Here is a 17315-nt window from a genome sequence, read left to right as displayed (position 1 = left end):
TCAGCCTTTTAAGTAAATTGCGACGATAGTCAACTTGCCCTTTTGTAATTTGAAAAATCTCCTATATCTTCTTTCGTTCGAAATTTTCTAATTCATAAGCGACTCAAATTTAAGTGACAACTTGGGTATAAGAGGACCAATTGGTCATATGATAAGTTTTCGATGCTGGCTTCTTCATATTGAAATTATATTGCTAAAGAAGCCTTTAAGAACAGCTTTGTGCAACAAAGCCACTTAGACTCAATTTACTTATTATCCAAAGCCATCTGAATTATTCTTATATAGACTATTTCAATCCAAATTTTTATGTGGGGTAGGTTGCGGGGTAAAACTATAGGAAAAAAAAGCCCTTGCAATAACAAGGGCTTAATTCAATATTTGGCGGAAGCGGTGAGATTCGAACTCACGGAGGACTCGCGCCCTCGTCGGTTTTCAAGACCGGTGCATTAAACCGCTCTGCCACGCTTCCAATGGCGGCTATCATATAAATAAAATGACAATTTGGCAAACATTTTTGCTGGTTTTTCAGATCAAATGTTCAAAATAAACGCAATATTCGTTAATTCGCTGATTTTACAATCTTTATATAAGCAATTGTATCGATAAATTGCTATTTTTCATCTGTACTGTAACTATCTCACGAGCCAATCATTCTGATCATATCATAAACGAATCAATAGAAATATAAACCGGATGATTAATTAATATTTTTATCAATAACTTATATATATTCATGTTAAGTAACATAGAAACAAAGGATTGATATTTATAATCATAAGAATATGATATCTCTCCAATATTCTAAATTTTCCGATCAATCAATTGATGCCTTAATATAAGGCTATGGAGTATTTATCTTGAATCGTAAATTGCTTACTGCTGAAGGTTATCAACGCTTACAAGATGAGTTAAACGATCTAGTCCGTAAAGAACGCCCTGAAATAACTAAAATCGTTTCATGGGCAGCAAGCCTCGGTGATAGGTCTGAAAATGCAGATTACCACTATAATAAAAAAAAGCTTCGTGAAATTGATCGTAGAATCAGATTCTTAACTAAACTTTTCCAAGTTGCCTATAAAGTTGACTATAGACCTGAACAAGATGGAAAAGCTTATTTTGGCGCATGGGTTGAACTAGAAAATGATGATGGAGAGACAATTAAATTTCGCATAGTGGGTGATGAAGAAATTTATGGCCATAAAAACTATATTTCATTGCAATCCCCAATGGTAAAAGCCTGTTTAGGTAAATCTGTAGATGATGAAATCCAAGTTCAAACGCCAACTGGGAAAAAAATTTGGTACATCTCTAAAATCACATATGAAGAGACAAAATGACTTTATTACTTCATATAAATGCTTAGACTCTAGATGAAGGATTTTGAGCGTTAAAGCAGCTTATAGATCCATTTACTTTGTTGTAAATTAAAGTCGTTATACATCACAAAATGCTGTTACTCCGCAATTCAAAGGTCATGAATAGTAGTATTGGTCATATTTGATTTAATCTTTAAAAATACTTCACCACAGAAATACCTAGTGGGTATTTTCCAAGCTCATGATGATTAATTATCTATGCCAATTAGACTAAAATATATGCTTTAAAAAATTATCATCTATTATAAAAAAACACCCAATTTCAGCTATATTTTTTGAATATCGACCTTTTTACATCAACAAGATTGAGCGAAAAATAAACTCAACTTTCAATAAGTTGATCATTTACATTTTGAGTGTATTGGGTACAATTTATTACAAATATTTCAGCAATATTTCAATACCGAAACACCTTTAAATTTAAAAAAAATATTCCATTAAAAATCAATATGTTAATATTTATATTTTGGTTGTTTTTTATACAAAATTTGACAGCTGAAAAAAGTGCCTATATTATGTGCACAAGTTTTAGCAGTTTATTTATTTTTTTTGTAGCTTTTCTGCAAAATTTTTCTATCCCATATGTCATTTTTGAATGACGTTCATGACTTGCCCACCCTTATTGAATTTACCAACTGCGAGAAGTTTTAGGCATTCTTTTGCTTTGACTTTTTAGGGCAATAAATTACTTGTAGCGGAGACAACATGCACAGTAGTTCAACTTCTGAGACGAGGCTTAGCCTTAACTCATTTTTTCGTGCTCTTCCAATTAAAGCTTTAGTTTTATCCACCGCATTAATTCCTTTTAGTATTAATGCAAGTAAGACCAATCAATATAATGCTGTAGTTAATTCAAGCAAATTAACTGTAGTTGCGGTTTCTAATCCAAGTATAGTGTTTAAGGATGGAAAATATAAGCATGGCTTCGGCTATGATTTAGCGCACAATTATGCACAAAGTTTAAATGTAAAATTAGATTTTCAAACAGTTTCTGACAATGCAACTGCATTGAAAATGGTTGCTCAAGGTAAAGCTAATTTTGCAATTACCACTGCAACGATGCAAAACATCGAAGCAAATCGTTTAACTTCTTTTTCTGCAAGCTGTGGTGATTTTAACAGTTTGAAAAAGAATGGTTTAGATACAGATCTCAACTGGGTATTTAAACAAGCTGATGATCCACTCACTGCAACTGCCAGTGGTTTTATTTGCCAAAGTAAACAAAATGGTGCAACTCAGCAACTTGCAGCATTTTATAATCGTAATATTGTCAAGAAATCCGATTGGAATATTATCCAGCGTGATTTAAGTGCACGTCTGCCTATTTATAAAGCCAGTTTCAAGCGTTCAGCGCAACAATATGGCTTAGATTGGCATTTACTTGCTGCAATTGGTTATCAAGAATCATATTTAAAACCTAACTCTGTCTCTCCCACAGGTGTCCGTGGTTTAATGATGTTAACCAATAATACTGCCAAAGAAATGGGTGTTAGTAATCGTAATGACCCTGCTCAAAGTATTCAGGGTGGTGCGAAATATTTCGATAAGATGCTTAGTCGTTATTCGTACATTCCGAATGCTGACCGTTATTGGTATGCATTAGTTGCTTACAATATGGGTCCTGGTGCGGTAGATGGCATTCAAAAACGCATCAAAGCACAAGGTAAAAATCCGAATGAATGGATGAACCTTTACAATTATTTGACCAGTAGCCAAGCAAGTAATGGACGTCATAGACAAGCCGTGCAATATGTCACACGTATTCGTGCTTATTTAGAACATATCAAAACGACGCCACATCTTTTAGAGATTTAATCATTTATATGATCATTCATCTTTAAATGAACTGTGATATTGAAATAGAGTTTCTAGAATTATTTCTAAGGAATATCTCTAAATATCATGTAAAAAAAAGCTTACCTATTTAGGTAAGCTTTTTATATTTCAAACAGAATTAAGCAGTTTGCTCAAGAACGCGTTTGAAAAGATCTTTTTGCTCTTGGCTTGGCTTAGCAGTTTGCAATGCCATCAATTGAGACATATCACCTTGAACTTTGATTTTACCAGTCATGAACGCTTGCATTGCAGCAGCCATATCAAACTCTAAGAATACTTTACGAAGTGTATCAGCATCCATATTCAGTGTTGTTTTAGCATTTGCAGAAGTGCCTTTAACAATTTTGCCGCCATCTAAAGCAAGCTCTGTATTGCCATCAGCATCAGCAACTACTAAGTTAATTGCTAGATTTGAAAGTGATGGTGGTAAGTTCAAATCACCAGCTTCAGCAGTCAATTTTTCTACATTTGTAAACCAATCATCAGTTAAAAAAGCAGGCATGTTCATTCCTCAAATTATTTATTCAATTTATTGTGTTGTCTATCCCAACAACATCATGGTGAAGCAGTTTTGCTTGCAGAATGTTATAGCATGATAATTTATATTTGAGCTAAAATTTTTTGTACGCGTCGTTCAACTTTGATTGGTTTTATCGTTTTGTTTTTAATAATCGGGCACTCAAATCAATATGAGTGCCCTTTTCGATCATTTAATTAGCATAAATGATCATTCTGCTGCAAAACTTAAGTTTACAACGTCTAAACGATTTTTCATGTCTTTGGTATCGCATTTCATATCAAACTCACGCTCTTCATCTAATTTCTCAAAATCAAATAAATCACGGTCAGCCAATTGCGATGGCGAAACATTTTGCAATGCACCAAAAATACTATGCAAACGTTTTGGATATTGTTTATCCCAATCACGCAACATGTCATTTAATATGGCACGTTGTAAATTTTCCTGAGAACCACATAAATTACATGGAATAATTGGAAACTTACGAATTTCTGCATATTTGATAATGTCCTTTTCTTCGACATAAGCCAAAGGACGGATCAAAATATTCTTTTTGTCAGATGACAAAAGTTTAGGCGGCATCGCTTTTAAGCTGCCACCGTGGAATAAATTTAAGAAAAACGTTGCCAAGATGTCATCACGATGATGACCAAGCGCAACTTTGGTCGCCCCTATTTCTTGAGCAAATTCATACAACGAACCACGGCGCAAACGCGAACACACTGCACAATAGGTTTTACCCTCAGGTGTTAAACGTTTGGTGATGCTATATGTATCTTTTTCCAAAATATAATAAGGAATATTGTTTTCTTCTAAATATCTTGGCAAGACATCTTCTGGGAAACCAGGTTGCTTTTGATCAAGATTGACAGCGACCACATCAAAATTGATGGGTGCAATGCGTTTAAACTGCAACAAAATATCGAGCAAGGTGTAACTGTCTTTCCCACCAGAAACACAGACCATGACCTTGTCACCTTCTTCAATCATTTTAAAGTCACGAATTGCATGACCCACCTGACGACGAAGCTTTTTCAATAGACGATAGTATGCTGAACTTGTTGGAAGCTCTGGTTTGAAATTAAATCCTTGTTCAGACTCAACTGGCGAGTACATAGACGAGATTTACCCAAAAAAAAATACTGGGCGATTTTAGCTGATTTGTTGCTTAATCGCATCTAAAGATTTTTTATTTTTGCATCATTTTTTATTTCGTCATATTGCTGTCTCATTCACACATATATAATAGACGGCTCAGTTCATTTTTTAAGCTAAGTGCTTATGTTTTGGACTTTTCCACAGTTGTCCACAAAACCTGTGGATAAAAGTGTGGATTGTTTGGGGCTTGACAAAGTTTTTTCATGCTACAGTGGGCGTTGCCTTTAAATTGATCACTTTTTAATCAGTATTTTTTATTAATTATTTTCAATTACTTATGGTAGTCAAGAGATATATTTTAAAATAAATATAAAATTTTATTTGATTAATATGTCGACAAATAGCACTTGATTTTTTTCGTTTGTATTGTTAAAAAACAATTCATAGTTTTTCTTGGTTCAGAACTTTGCTAAACTCCAAAAGCTAATTGGGGAAATATTTTAAATACTAAAAATGAAAAAATTTATTACAGCTTCTTTGATATCGGTTTTGGGGTGTATGAGCTTAGCGTCATTTACATCGCAGACCTTTGCAGGTCAAATTTATTTCTATAAAGATCAGAATGGCACAACCCTACTGACCAATCGTAAAAATGCGGATCGCTCATTACAAAAAGTAAAAGTGACTTATTATAAAGATAGCAATATTCATAGTTATACAAATTGGGGCTCCACGGAATCTTCAGTATTACCCAGTTACAGCAAAGGTAAAAACTCGTTCGACAGTCTTATTCGCCATGCTGCACAAACACACGGTGTCGCCGAAGGTTTAATTAAAGCAGTCATGCATACTGAATCAGGGTTTAATTCCAATGCACGCTCTCCTGTTGGTGCACAAGGGCTGATGCAGCTCATGCCTGCTACAGCAAAACGCTTTAATGTCTCTAATTCCTTAGACCCACAGCAAAATATATTGGGTGGAGCCAAATATCTGAGTTGGTTAATGAAGCGTTTTAATGGCAATACCAATCTTGCTTTGGCTGCCTATAATGCAGGTGAAGGCAATGTAGATAAATATGGTGGTATTCCGCCCTTCCGTGAAACACAAGACTATGTCAAACGTGTCACCAGTCGTTATAACAACCTATACTCAGGTGGCTTAAATCTCGTTGCTAGTTCTAACAGTGCTATCTCCAATTCAAGTCAGTCGAACAGCACAGGAAAAATCGTCGCACAATCGAATCAATATGAACAGACAAATAGCGAAGCCACATCCAATACTTCAAATATTCAACCTGTAAAATATAATCCTCGCCAAATTATTGTTTCTTCAGATGGCACATTTACAGATGCACCGAATAATAATGGCTCTTATTCAACAGCCAATGCCAGTGCCTCTGCCCACATTACCATCGGAAACTAAAACGTATACAGCATCTTTTTTAAATGCGTGATGTACTGTTGGTGAATATCCAATAATATTCAAATTGTAAATCTTTCTATATTCACTTTCTCCAAACAAGCATTTGAAAAATAATTTAATCAGCCCCATGATAATAATTGCCCCTTAAGCAATATAGACATACAAAATTAACTGCTGTTTGATTTAGCGAGATCACAATGGTTTTTTATTATTTTTGTAAAGGTTTTTACAATTATTCTTGAATTTTAATCACCTAAACCTCATATTTCATCAGAATGATTTATTATCTAATAAGTCTATTATTTATTTTATTGAGGATTTTCTCCATGATGCGGATTGGTTTGTTTTTGCTAACCAACCTCGCTGTACTGGTTGTAGTTGGCATTGTCCTATCTTTATTAGGAATTGGTAGCTACCACGGCGCTGGCGGTCTTAACTTAGGCAACCTGATGGTTATCTGCTTAGTCTTCGGTATGGTAGGTTCTTTAATCTCCCTATTTATGTCGAAGTGGATGGCGCTAAAAACCACAGGCACCGAATTAATTGATCCAAATGCTCCTCGTAACCAAGCTGAGGTTTGGTTATTACAAGAGGTTGCTCAACTCTCACAACGTTCTGGTATTCAAATGCCAGATGTCGGGATCTTCCCTTCTTATCAATCGAATGCCTTTGCCACAGGTTGGAATAAAAACAATGCTTTAGTAGCGGTTTCTACTGGTTTACTTGAGCGTATGAATAAAGATGAACTTCGTGCTGTATTAGCGCATGAAATCGGTCACGTTGCCAATGGCGACATGGTGACATTATCTTTGATTCAAGGTGTCGTGAATGCCTTTGTGATGTTCTTTGCCCGTGTGGTTGGTGATTTTATTGACCGTAATATTTTCGGCCGTCAAGATGGTGAAGCACCTGGTTTGGCTTATTTCGGTATTACAATCGTTTTAGATATCGTCTTTGGTATTCTAGCGTCCTCTATTGTGATGTGGTTCTCCCGCTACCGTGAATACCGTGCAGATGAAGCAGGTGCACAATTGGCAGGTAAAGAAGCCATGATTTCGGCATTACTTCGCTTACAAGCAGAATCTGAAATGCCAGATCAAATGCCAAAAGAAATGAAGGCTTTTGCAATTACAGAAGGTAAAACGCAAGGTTTTAGTTTGGCAGCTTTATTCCAAACTCACCCAAGCATCGAACAGCGTGTTGCAGCACTGCGTCAATTAAATTTACCTTGATCTAACCAATCATTTCTTGAGCTGAATATGCCATAAGAAATTGAATTCACAGATCATACAAAGCCTCCATATGGAGGCTTTGTTGGTTTAAAATTTTGCTTTACCGATATCGAATTAATTCAATTGAATACAACGGATCAAACTCCCATTCGGGTCAATCACACAAAACATATCAATTTCATCTAAAGATTCAATCTCAGTCAATTTTGCCTCTGGGAATTTTGTCCAATCCAGAGTCTGCCAATCATGAAATAAATCATGCATGCGTTGTGTTCTTAAACAAGCGCTGAACCAAGATGCTTTAGGATCTAACTGTGGATGGTGAAAGAACTCTAGAATCAAACTGTCCTTTTTTATAATCATCCATTGTTCAGATTGATATGCGCATTGGAAGCCCAAAAATTCGTAAAATTGACGCGTTTGATCAAAATGAATCGCAGGGAGATTGGCTGAGATATAATCTTGCATAGTTTTTTCCAAATTTTCAAAATTTTACTGCTTAAAACTTTGGTACCAATCCCAAAGCATCGTTACACCAAACCACATTGCAAATCCGATTAAAATCAAAACCAGAAGCCCTAAAATATCTGGAATATGAAGCCAAATCCAAGCCACTATAGGATTGCGCCAAAATGCAGATTGCTGTTGTTTCTGTTCTAATTTTTCATGTAAGAATGGATGTACCACATGATCATCACTATGAATCTGATACTCTTCTTGAATATGGGTATGAACCACATCTAGAGCACGACGACTGGGACGTATAAAGATATCAAAGACTGTTCCAACAATAGGAATAAAACCAACCACCGCATCCATTACAGCAAGTTTGACCACACCATTTAGCTTTGCCTGTGGCACACCAATTTGTTTCGCTTTATATACCGCATAACAAGTTAATACAAAACCTGCAACGTCGCCAGCCACTGGGATTGTACTTAAAGCAGCATCCGCGCCCATACCTTGTTTGGTGAATGGAATTCTAACCACCGAATCCATCATATTGGCAAATTTAGCCAAATCTCGTTCAAGTTTTATAACTTCTTGAGTAGATAATTTTTTTTCTGTACTCATTTTTAAATGACGACCAATTCAGAATAGCTCTTCATATCATAGCCAATAAATTCAGTATGTTGTGTATAAGTTTCATATTTTAAATCGCCACAGTTTTAGTGAATCATAGTTACATGACATATTTAATTTTGTAGATTTATGAACTTGGAATTATCTATAAAATATATTTGAAATTGAGCTGTCAATTTATCGTTAATTCAGTAATCCATCAGCTTGCTTTTTAAAATAATTTTTTGAATAAACACATATAGATAAAGATAGATATTCTTAATACTACCCATTGAGAATATCTATTTTATTATGATGCTGTACGACAAATATCGCATTAAAACACTAGACTAAAACCTAGCGACTAAATAAAGCATTTCAATTTAATCTTGAACAGTTTTTGATTTAAAAATAGTTCGAATAAAAACATACATAAACGGAATGAAAATGAGCACTAAAATTGTCCCAAAAATTACCCCACCTAAAACGCTAACACCGATCTCTTGACGACTTGCAGCCCCTGCACCAAAGGCAAATACAAGGGGAATAATACCTGCGCCAAATGCCAAAGACGTCATCAAAATCGGACGTAATCGTAAACCGGCGCCATCTAAAGCTGCGGCAACGGCCGTTTTGCCTTTTTCTTGCGCCAAAGCAGCAAACTCAACAATCAAAATGGCATTTTTACAGGACAAACCAATGGTGGTTAATAATGCAATTTGGAAGTAAATATCATTGGGGAAACCTGTCAATTTACTAAAAATAATATTTCCGCCAATCCCCAACGGAATTGCTGCGATCACGGCGGTTGGAATTGTCCAACTCTCATACAAAGCCGCTAAACATAAGAAAATAAAACCAATCGAAATTAAATATAACCACAATGCTTGGCTACTGGACTTTTGCTCTTCAAATGATAAACCACTCCATGCCACATCCACACCATCATGCTGATCTACTAATTTTTGTACATCACGCATTGCCACACCTGAACTGATATTTTTGGCGGTATCTGCCTGCATCTGTACGGCAGTATAACCTTGGAAACGATTGACTACATCTGGCCCGCCTTCCCAATGAATGGTTGAGAAATTAATAAATGGAATCATTTGATTTTGTGCATTACGCACTGTCCAATATTGCAAGTCTTCAGGCTTGGATCGGTAAGCCGCATCAGCTTGCATCATGACGCGCTTTATTCGCCCACGGTCAATAAAGTCATTTATATAAGAACCGCCCCACGCCGTGGATAAAGTGCTATTGATTGCCGATTGGGTTAAACCATTTGCCATTGCTAACTTTTGGTCTACATTAATTTTTAATTTAGCTTTATCTGGGTTTGATTTTTTTTCTAAATTTTCAAAGCTTTTAAATTGCATAGCTTGCTGTTTGATCGAATCAAATTGTTGATCTAGATACTTTCGACCTTGTCCATTAATATCTTGCAACCAAAATTCTAAACTATCGCTATCACCTAAGCCATTTACAGATGAAGGCATCATCACTGTAATACTGGCATTTTTATTTGTTCTAAAATACTTCATTGCACGCTCGCGAATCGCTTGTGCAGAATTCTGTTGCCCTGCTCGCTCATCCCAATGTTTTAATGCAATAAAGCCTGTTCCTAAATTTTGTCCCGTTCCAGAAAAATTTCGACCATAGCGAATCAAAACAATATTTACATTTTGTTGCTCTTTTTCTAAAAAATACCGACGAATTTCCTCACCAATTACCTGACTATTTGCCATGGGCGCACCATCTGCAAGACGAAATTGTACACTCAGAATCCCTTGGTCTTCACTCGGAATAAAACTGGTCGGTAAGGTACGATAAATTAAGGTAAAAGCAGCAATTAACCCAATAAAAATGACCATAATCACCCATTTAAAATTGAGGGTTTTTTGAACCAGTTTGAGATAATTTTGCTTTAAATTTTCTAATTTGCTATTAAACCAATTTGCCCAACGCATCGGTTTTGGATTCGGTTTTAAAATAATCGCACATAATGCAGGTGTGAGAATTAAAGCCACCATCAATGACAAAGCCATTGCCGCAACTAATGTAATTGAAAATTGACGATAAATCACACCTGTTGAACCGCTAAAAAATGCCATTGGAATAAATACAGCAGTGAGCACAACGGTGATCCCAATCAATGCACCTGTCATTTCTTGCATAGATTCAATAGAAGCTTGCTTGGCAGATAAGCCTTGTTCGTGCATTAACCTTTCGACATTTTCCACTACAACAATCGCATCATCCACCAACAAACCGATCGCCAAAACCAAAGCAAATAAAGTCAGTGTGTTAATACTCATTCCCAATAGGTTTAATACTGCAAATGTTCCTAGAATCACAATCGGTACTGTGATGGTCGGAATGAGTGTTGCGCGCCAACTTTGCAAGAAAATGAACATCACGATGACCACTAAAATCACGGCTTCAAATAATGTTTTAACAACTTCTTTAATCGATTCTTGGACAAATGGCGTGTTATCACGTGGATAAACGATTTTATAGCCTTGTGGTAATTTTTCTGAAATTTTTGCCAATTCAGCTTTAATCAGTGCAGATGTGGCTAAAGCATTTGCACCAGAAGACAACGAAATCCCCATTCCTGATGATGGATAACCATTGATGGTATTAAAGGATTGATAATTTTCTGCACCGAGTTCAACCCGAGCAACATCTTTTAAATAAACATAATTGCCATTGGTATTGGATTTAACAATAATATTTTGAAACTCATCCACCGTTCTTAAACGTGAACCTGCGGTGACTTTTGCGTTTAAGTATTGGTCTGCAACTACGGGTAAATCGCCTATTCCACCTGCTGCAACTTGCGTATTTTGCGCCTCAATTGCTGCACGAATATCACTCGGCATCAATTGATATTGCCGTAGTAAATTCGGATTTAACCAAATTCGCATCGCATATTGCGAACCAAAAACATCGACTTCACCAATGCCTTCGATCCGGGATATTTCTTGTTCTATATGATCCGATAAATAATCACCAAGCTCTATATTGTTACTTTTACCTGTTTCATCATATAACCCCACCACCATGAAGGTATCGCCGAGCGATTTATTCACCGTCACACCTTGGCGTTGCACATCATCAGGTAAACGATTCAATACTCCATTAATACTGTTTTGGACTTGGACTTGGACAGTATCTGGGTCAGTTCCATTTTCGAAACTAATATTGATTCGTGCACGACCAGACGAATCACTACTCGAACTAAAATAAAGAAGATTATCGATTCCTTTAATTTGTTGTTCTAAAACCTGAGTGACACTCTCCTCAACAGTTTCAGCATCTGCACCAGTATATGTCGTAGAAACTGATATTCGTGGTGGTGCAATATCAGGATAACGTTCTACGGGCAATTGCATGACCGAAAAAATGCCCAATGCCATGACAATAATGGCAAGTACACAAGCAAAAATAGGACGTTGAATAAAAAATTTTGAGAGCATCAGATAGAGTTCTGTGTCAGTTAAATATGATGAATGCCTGTTGAATCTATAAACATACTAGAAATAAGTCAGACTATTAAATTCCATTTATATGGATATTCTGTGACTTAACCGAAAAACTCAAGAAGAAATAACACAAAAAAGAATTAAAACTTTAAATATGAAGAAACTGTGAAGATATGCTCTATTCGCTTGCCAAAGGATTTAACTATTTCATCTTTCCTTTATGTAAATGTCATCAATATGTCAATTTAATCTTTCACACTCAAAAAGATTTAACGCCATAATTGAGAAAAAAATGATTAAAATAACAGTGTTTATGACGAGCATCGTCGCACTTTTATCCGCATGTAATGACAATAATGATGACGATATAAATATCAGTGCCCCTGCGTACAAAGAACCTAAAATTATTATTGTTGGACATCGTGGAGCGAGTGCGTTACGTCCTGAACATACACTTGAAAGCTATCAAAAAGCCATTGATGATGGTGCAGACTTTATTGAACCAGACTTAGTTTCAACTAAAGATGGTGTACTGGTTGCTCGTCATGAAAATGAAATTGGCAGTACAACAAATGTTAGCACTTTAACGCAATTTGCAGATCGTAAAAAAACCAAAATTATTGATGGTACAACGCTTACAGGCTGGTTTACCGAAGACTTCACCCTAAATGAATTAAACCAAATTAAAGCACGCGAGCGTATTCCAGAATTACGCCCAGAAAATGTTAAATATAACGATCAATTTAATATTCCAACTTTAGAACAAATTATTGAACTGGCAGAAAAAAATTATAAAAAGACAGGTAAAGTCGTTGGTTTATATATAGAAACTAAACATCCAACCTACTTCCAAAAAGCCAATTTAAGCTTAGAAGATCCATTATTAAAAACGCTGTCAAAATATCAATATAGCCGTGAAATTGCGCCCATCTATTTACAGTCTTTTGAAGTCAGTAATCTTAAATATATGAAAGACCAATTGGGACTTCATAAAAGTCTGAAATATGCAAAAATTATTCAACTTTATGATGATAAAAAGGTGAGCCCTGCCGATTTTACTGCACAAGGGATTAAAACCACTTATGGTGATATGGCAACAGTACAAGGCTTAAAAGACGTTGCTCAATATGCCAATGGTGTAGGCCCTTCTAAATCTTATATTTTCAATGAAACTTATACTGCTCCATCAGCTTTTGTCGCAGATGCACACACAGTCGGTCTAAGAGTACACCCTTATACTTTTCGCCCTGAAAATAACTTTCTTGCAGCCAATTTAAAATGCAGCACCGCTGAAAGCGATAAAGCCAAACGTTGTGAAACAGGTGCGAATAAAGAATACGATATGTATTTCAAAGCAGGTGTAGATGGATTATTTACCGATGATCCTGGTTTAGGTCGTAAAGCCGTTGATACTTATTGGAAAACAAATCCAAGTACCAAATAAATTTGATTGATGAATCTATTGTAATAAAACACGGTAGGCTTTGATGACTAACGTGTTTTATATTGCCACTCGGCACATTCAATCAACAGACAAAAATAGTTTGCTGAACTTTTTCCGTAAATTGATCCATTTTGCTAAAAACTTAATGACTATTTAAGTTTAGAATACTACTTTTAACTACCAATCTTATCCATTGTGAATTATGAGTGATTACTCCCCTTTAAAAGGTACGACTGGTTTTAAGCGTATTTTAAATGCTACTGGTTATTCACTGGCTGGTTTTAAAGCAGCCTATCAGCATGAAGCCGCTTTTCGTCAAGTCGTATGGATCAATATTATCCTGATTCCAATCACTTTTTTTGTTGATGTCAGTTCTGTAGAACAAGCACTGATGATTGGCGTATGTTTATTGGCAATGATTGTTGAACTGTTTAATTCTGCATTGGAAGCTGTGGTTGACCGTGTTTCATTAGAACTTCACCCTCTTTCTAAAAATGCCAAAGACATGGGCAGTGCGGCTCAATTTGTTGCTCAAGCCATTATTTTCTTTACGTGGGTAATTATTTTATTTAAATAATTCATTCAATATCTTACATAAAGGCTGATAAAAACTTGATTCGCTAAATATGGCTTAATAAACCACCCTTTAGGTCGAATCATATAAATAGAAAAGCGTTATGCAAGAAACCATTCTAAATAAAAATTTAAGTGGATCGAATAATCACGACTTAAACTATTGAATGTGTTCAAAATCAACGGTTAATCCTAACAACAACTGCATAAGCTGTACTTGTGACGTACAGTTGGTTTTGGAATAAATGGTTTTAAAATATGTTCTCACCGAACTCAACGTAATATTACATTGCTTTGAAATTTCTTCTAGATTCAAACCATTCACAAACAGCTCACAAATTTCAATTTCTCTGTTAGACAGTTGATAAATCGCTTTCATTAAACGATATGAAAGTTTGTGCTTCAAATTCATTTCAGTTATATAAATAGCAACCATCTGTTTATGCTGATTATATTTTTTATTATGATCCATAGACATTGGTGTAATTGTCAGCGTCATCGGTCTATTTTTTTCATCTGGATGATATATTCCTATCACACCACCAGCGTCTACTTCCTCATTTAGTACAATTTCATCTTGAAACATTGCACTCGAAATCAGCTGATCTAATTTGCTTTGAAAAACCATTGAGGTTTTAAGTCGCCCTGTTATATCAATTCGAATTAATGTTGATTGATTTAATATCTTCGTTGCTAAGTTATTACTAAAACAGACCTTTTTTTCATGATCTAATAAAATAATACCGACTTTTATTTGTTCTAATAGTTTATATAGATGAAGGTTTTCATTTTTAACCTCCACCAGTTGCCGATATATTTGCAAGGCACGACGTAAATGCGTTCCTAAACGCTCTAAAACATGCTCTTCTATTTGTGAATAAGGTGCAGCACATTGAGGACGATGTACCGCCAACATTGACCAACGGTATATTCCCTCTTCAAGAAGCACCCCATTTAAATATTCAATATTTGAAGGCTTTAAGCATTTTTCATAAAGAATATATTCATCACTTCCTTCGACTTCTGAATAATTCATTGCATTGACAAGTAAACATTTACCCACGCCCAATTGACGCATTTGCGTTCCATGCAAACGCATATCAATGACATCAATATGTTCGGTTTTGTATCGTTCCAAACCTTCCTGATAAATATTATGTGCATACATAAAATTGTAATCTGGATTAAGCTGATCTAAAACCGTGAAAATTGCTGAATTACTCTCACTGTATTCAACAATGGCTTCTAATACATTTGGCCATAATTTTGTATCCATTGCAGCATCGTAAATCATGCCAATAATATGACTTTCTTGCGCTATATTTATTTGCATCTTTCACCCAGATTTGGCAAAGAAAATTTTGTTTTATTGTTGTAATTTTAAACTGATTTTTTTATTTTAAGAAGTTATTTTTTAATTATTCTAAAATATATAACGTATGGTAAAGACTGAAGCTTTGCGTATAAACATTATTAAAAAAAGAGTTTTTAATCTTAAATAAACAAAAGCTTAATTATCGTAAAACAAATAAGTAAAGCTTGAATGGCTCAGTTTATCACTCAGCCATTCAACAAATATTTAAAAATCAATTAAAATTGTTTTGTTAAACTAAACCATGCTTCTGCATCATTGCGTTTATCTAAACTATTCGGTTGTGAACCTATCGGGAAACCTACAGTCAAAGCTGCTCCCCATTGCGATTTATTCGACCAATTCAATCCTAAACCGGCACTATTGACGCGCTCTTGATTATCACCCGTTAAGCCTTGCCATGTTCGTGCATGATGTTTAACCGTTGCAGTATCTATATATACTTTCCCAACCACTTGATTTTGTGTGGAAGCATATAAGTTTTGTCTAAGCTCAGCCAAAACATAATAGCCACTCGAACCACTTAATGCACTATTTTCATAGCCTGCAATATTTGCGGAACCGCCAACACTGAATTGTTGTGCACTGTCTAAATTATCAGGGCTAAACTGTGCTTGTAATGATGCAAATAATTGGGTGTCTGAATCACCTAAATTTTGTAAGCGTGAAACATTCAAAGACGCAGTGATAAAACTGCCTTGTGTATTCGCTGTCACTTGATCGTCATGTTTTGATGCAGCATTTTTAAATGTGACACGACCAAAATCTGTAGCAACGCCAAACTGTGTTAAACCACCACCTGCAAAATCGTCAGTTTGCGATGCATCTAAGCGCACACGCCCCACATGAATATCTCTATGGCGATAAAGATCTGCCACAGTAATATCATCTTCTAGACGCTTATAGTCATATTGTGCACCCATGACAACTTCTGTCTGGTTATTGAGCAATATCGGCTGACTTAACCATATATTGGCTTGTTGTGCAGTACCCACCGCATCTAAAATTTTATATTCTTTACCTAATTTATAAGCTAAGTCTGAATAGCTCGCTCCTAAACGTGTTCCTTCGCCATTCACAGTCGCTTCATAACCCAGTCGCCCAAAGTTTAGATTGCCAGAAGTCATTCCATCTAAACTCAGTCTATCCCCTAAACCCATTATATTGCTTAATGCAACACCTGCATTAAAACGTGCTTCGTGAGTATATTCATTACCATAATTATCTAAACCAACATAACCTGTTACTGGCTTAGTTGGTTGAATATGAATGGTTAAATCACTTGTACCCGCATAACGACCTGCGCTAATAATATTGCGAACTTGAATCCCATCTAAGCGATTAAGTAATTTAAGCTGTTGTTGTAACGTAGCCGAATCAATAATATTTCCAGATTGTAATGGCGCTAAAATTGACTCGATTAATTTTGTAGATGTATCTGTTTGATTCTGAATACGGATACGATCATATTTCGCTTCCATAATTGCAATCGTGACGACACCATCCGTTAGATTTTGAACGGGTAAATAAGCACGACTATATGGATAACCCTGCTGTTGATAATAGGTGGTAATCTTTTTCACAAGACTTTGTAAATCAGAAAAAGTTTGTACACTACCTTCAACATTTTCAAATAACGGCTGCAAATCTTTAGTCTGAATGCTTTGATTTCCTGTAATTGAAATCTTTTCAACCTTAATCTGCTGTTGTAGATCTGTGTGAGCCATTTGAATTTGTTCAGGCGCTTCAATGCTGACTTCCGCCTGCGGCTGATACGGTTGTAACGATTGCTGCTGTAACAACAGCCCCGCATTGGGTATGGTATTTGCGACAACAGGAAAGCTACTTACTGTTAACATACTAAGTAGTAATGTTTTTTTAGAATACAACAT

Annotated in this window: 13 protein-coding genes and 1 tRNA gene; 6 read left to right on the top strand and 8 right to left on the bottom strand. The window is 35.7% G+C overall.

Annotated features, from left to right (window positions below; all coding sequences use genetic code 11):
• Positions 1–379: 379 nt before the first annotated feature.
• A tRNA-Ser gene (locus ACG94X_RS11200) sits at positions 380–469 on the bottom strand.
• Positions 470–857: 388 nt separating this feature from the next.
• On the opposite strand from ACG94X_RS11200, the gene greB reads away from it, so the two are divergent.
• Positions 858–1337, top strand: coding sequence for a transcription elongation factor GreB (gene greB, locus ACG94X_RS11195; RefSeq protein WP_419383802.1), 480 nt, complete (start codon positions 858–860; stop codon positions 1335–1337).
• Positions 1338–2081: 744 nt separating this feature from the next.
• Positions 2082–3191, top strand: coding sequence for an MltF family protein (locus ACG94X_RS11190; RefSeq protein ID WP_419383801.1), 1110 nt, complete (start codon positions 2082–2084; stop codon positions 3189–3191).
• Positions 3192–3330: 139 nt separating this feature from the next.
• Here ACG94X_RS11190 and ACG94X_RS11185 read toward each other — a convergent pair whose 3' ends face one another.
• Both ACG94X_RS11185 and ttcA read right to left on the bottom strand, forming a co-directional pair.
• Complete coding sequence (locus tag ACG94X_RS11185) at positions 3331–3714, bottom strand: SCP2 sterol-binding domain-containing protein (RefSeq protein ID WP_419383800.1); 384 nt, start codon at positions 3712–3714, stop codon at positions 3331–3333.
• A 225-nt stretch (positions 3715–3939) separates the two neighbouring features.
• On the bottom strand, positions 3940–4848 hold the full coding sequence (gene ttcA / locus ACG94X_RS11180; protein ID WP_419383799.1) for a tRNA 2-thiocytidine(32) synthetase TtcA: 909 nt from the start codon (positions 4846–4848) through the stop codon (positions 3940–3942).
• 495 nt (positions 4849–5343) lie between these two features.
• On the opposite strand from ttcA, the gene ACG94X_RS11175 reads away from it, so the two are divergent.
• Positions 5344–6252, top strand: coding sequence for a lytic transglycosylase domain-containing protein (locus ACG94X_RS11175; RefSeq protein WP_419383798.1), 909 nt, complete (start codon positions 5344–5346; stop codon positions 6250–6252).
• 326 nt (positions 6253–6578) lie between these two features.
• Entirely contained in the window at positions 6579–7484 is a 906-nt protein-coding gene (htpX, locus tag ACG94X_RS11170; RefSeq protein ID WP_419383797.1) for a protease HtpX, read from the top strand.
• 114 nt (positions 7485–7598) lie between these two features.
• Here the strand turns inward: htpX and ACG94X_RS11165 are convergent, their stop codons facing one another.
• From ACG94X_RS11165 to ACG94X_RS11155, 3 genes are all read right to left on the bottom strand, one after another.
• Complete coding sequence (locus ACG94X_RS11165; protein WP_419383796.1) at positions 7599–7952, bottom strand: DUF8817 family protein; 354 nt, start codon at positions 7950–7952, stop codon at positions 7599–7601.
• A gap of 24 nt (positions 7953–7976) precedes the next feature.
• A complete protein-coding gene (locus ACG94X_RS11160; RefSeq protein ID WP_419383795.1) occupies positions 7977–8558 on the bottom strand; it encodes a DUF4112 domain-containing protein in 582 nt (193 codons plus the stop codon).
• A gap of 371 nt (positions 8559–8929) precedes the next feature.
• Positions 8930–12028 (bottom strand): multidrug efflux RND transporter permease subunit, encoded by a 3099-nt coding sequence (locus tag ACG94X_RS11155; RefSeq protein ID WP_419383794.1) that lies wholly within the window; start codon positions 12026–12028, stop codon positions 8930–8932.
• A gap of 298 nt (positions 12029–12326) precedes the next feature.
• On the opposite strand from ACG94X_RS11155, the gene ACG94X_RS11150 reads away from it, so the two are divergent.
• The gene (locus ACG94X_RS11150) at positions 12327–13478 is read left to right on the top strand and encodes a glycerophosphodiester phosphodiesterase (RefSeq protein WP_419383793.1); all 1152 of its coding nucleotides are present in this window, start codon (positions 12327–12329) and stop codon (positions 13476–13478) included.
• A 202-nt stretch (positions 13479–13680) separates the two neighbouring features.
• Entirely contained in the window at positions 13681–14055 is a 375-nt protein-coding gene (locus ACG94X_RS11145) for a diacylglycerol kinase (RefSeq protein WP_419383792.1), read from the top strand.
• Positions 14056–14211: 156 nt separating this feature from the next.
• Here the strand turns inward: ACG94X_RS11145 and ACG94X_RS11140 are convergent, their stop codons facing one another.
• On the bottom strand, positions 14212–15384 hold the full coding sequence (locus ACG94X_RS11140) for a LuxR C-terminal-related transcriptional regulator (protein ID WP_419383791.1): 1173 nt from the start codon (positions 15382–15384) through the stop codon (positions 14212–14214).
• 257 nt (positions 15385–15641) lie between these two features.
• Positions 15642–17315, bottom strand: coding sequence for a ShlB/FhaC/HecB family hemolysin secretion/activation protein (locus ACG94X_RS11135; RefSeq protein ID WP_419383790.1), 1674 nt, complete (start codon positions 17313–17315; stop codon positions 15642–15644).

Source organism: Acinetobacter psychrotolerans (assembly GCF_048552595.1).
In the GTDB taxonomy this organism is placed as follows: domain Bacteria; phylum Pseudomonadota; class Gammaproteobacteria; order Pseudomonadales; family Moraxellaceae; genus Acinetobacter.
This window is presented reverse-complemented; position numbering and strand designations above follow the sequence as displayed.

What these genes read in the sequence shown, in the direction of transcription:
- ACG94X_RS11190 (WP_419383801.1), top strand. Translation starts at nt 2,082, where the DNA reads ATGCACAGTAGTTCAACTTCTGAGACGAGGCTTAGCCTTAACTCATTT.
- ACG94X_RS11165 (WP_419383796.1), bottom strand. Translation starts at nt 7,952, where the DNA reads ATGCAAGATTATATCTCAGCCAATCTCCCTGCGATTCATTTTGATCAA.
- ttcA (WP_419383799.1), bottom strand. Translation starts at nt 4,848, where the DNA reads ATGTACTCGCCAGTTGAGTCTGAACAAGGATTTAATTTCAAACCAGAG.
- ACG94X_RS11145 (WP_419383792.1), top strand. Translation starts at nt 13,681, where the DNA reads ATGAGTGATTACTCCCCTTTAAAAGGTACGACTGGTTTTAAGCGTATT.
- ACG94X_RS11150 (WP_419383793.1), top strand. Translation starts at nt 12,327, where the DNA reads ATGATTAAAATAACAGTGTTTATGACGAGCATCGTCGCACTTTTATCC.
- ACG94X_RS11155 (WP_419383794.1), bottom strand. Translation starts at nt 12,028, where the DNA reads ATGCTCTCAAAATTTTTTATTCAACGTCCTATTTTTGCTTGTGTACTT.
- ACG94X_RS11160 (WP_419383795.1), bottom strand. Translation starts at nt 8,558, where the DNA reads ATGAGTACAGAAAAAAAATTATCTACTCAAGAAGTTATAAAACTTGAA.
- ACG94X_RS11185 (WP_419383800.1), bottom strand. Translation starts at nt 3,714, where the DNA reads ATGCCTGCTTTTTTAACTGATGATTGGTTTACAAATGTAGAAAAATTG.
- ACG94X_RS11140 (WP_419383791.1), bottom strand. Translation starts at nt 15,384, where the DNA reads ATGCAAATAAATATAGCGCAAGAAAGTCATATTATTGGCATGATTTAC.
- htpX (WP_419383797.1), top strand. Translation starts at nt 6,579, where the DNA reads ATGATGCGGATTGGTTTGTTTTTGCTAACCAACCTCGCTGTACTGGTT.
- ACG94X_RS11135 (WP_419383790.1), bottom strand. Translation starts at nt 17,315, where the DNA reads ATGTTGTATTCTAAAAAAACATTACTACTTAGTATGTTAACAGTAAGT.
- ACG94X_RS11175 (WP_419383798.1), top strand. Translation starts at nt 5,344, where the DNA reads ATGAAAAAATTTATTACAGCTTCTTTGATATCGGTTTTGGGGTGTATG.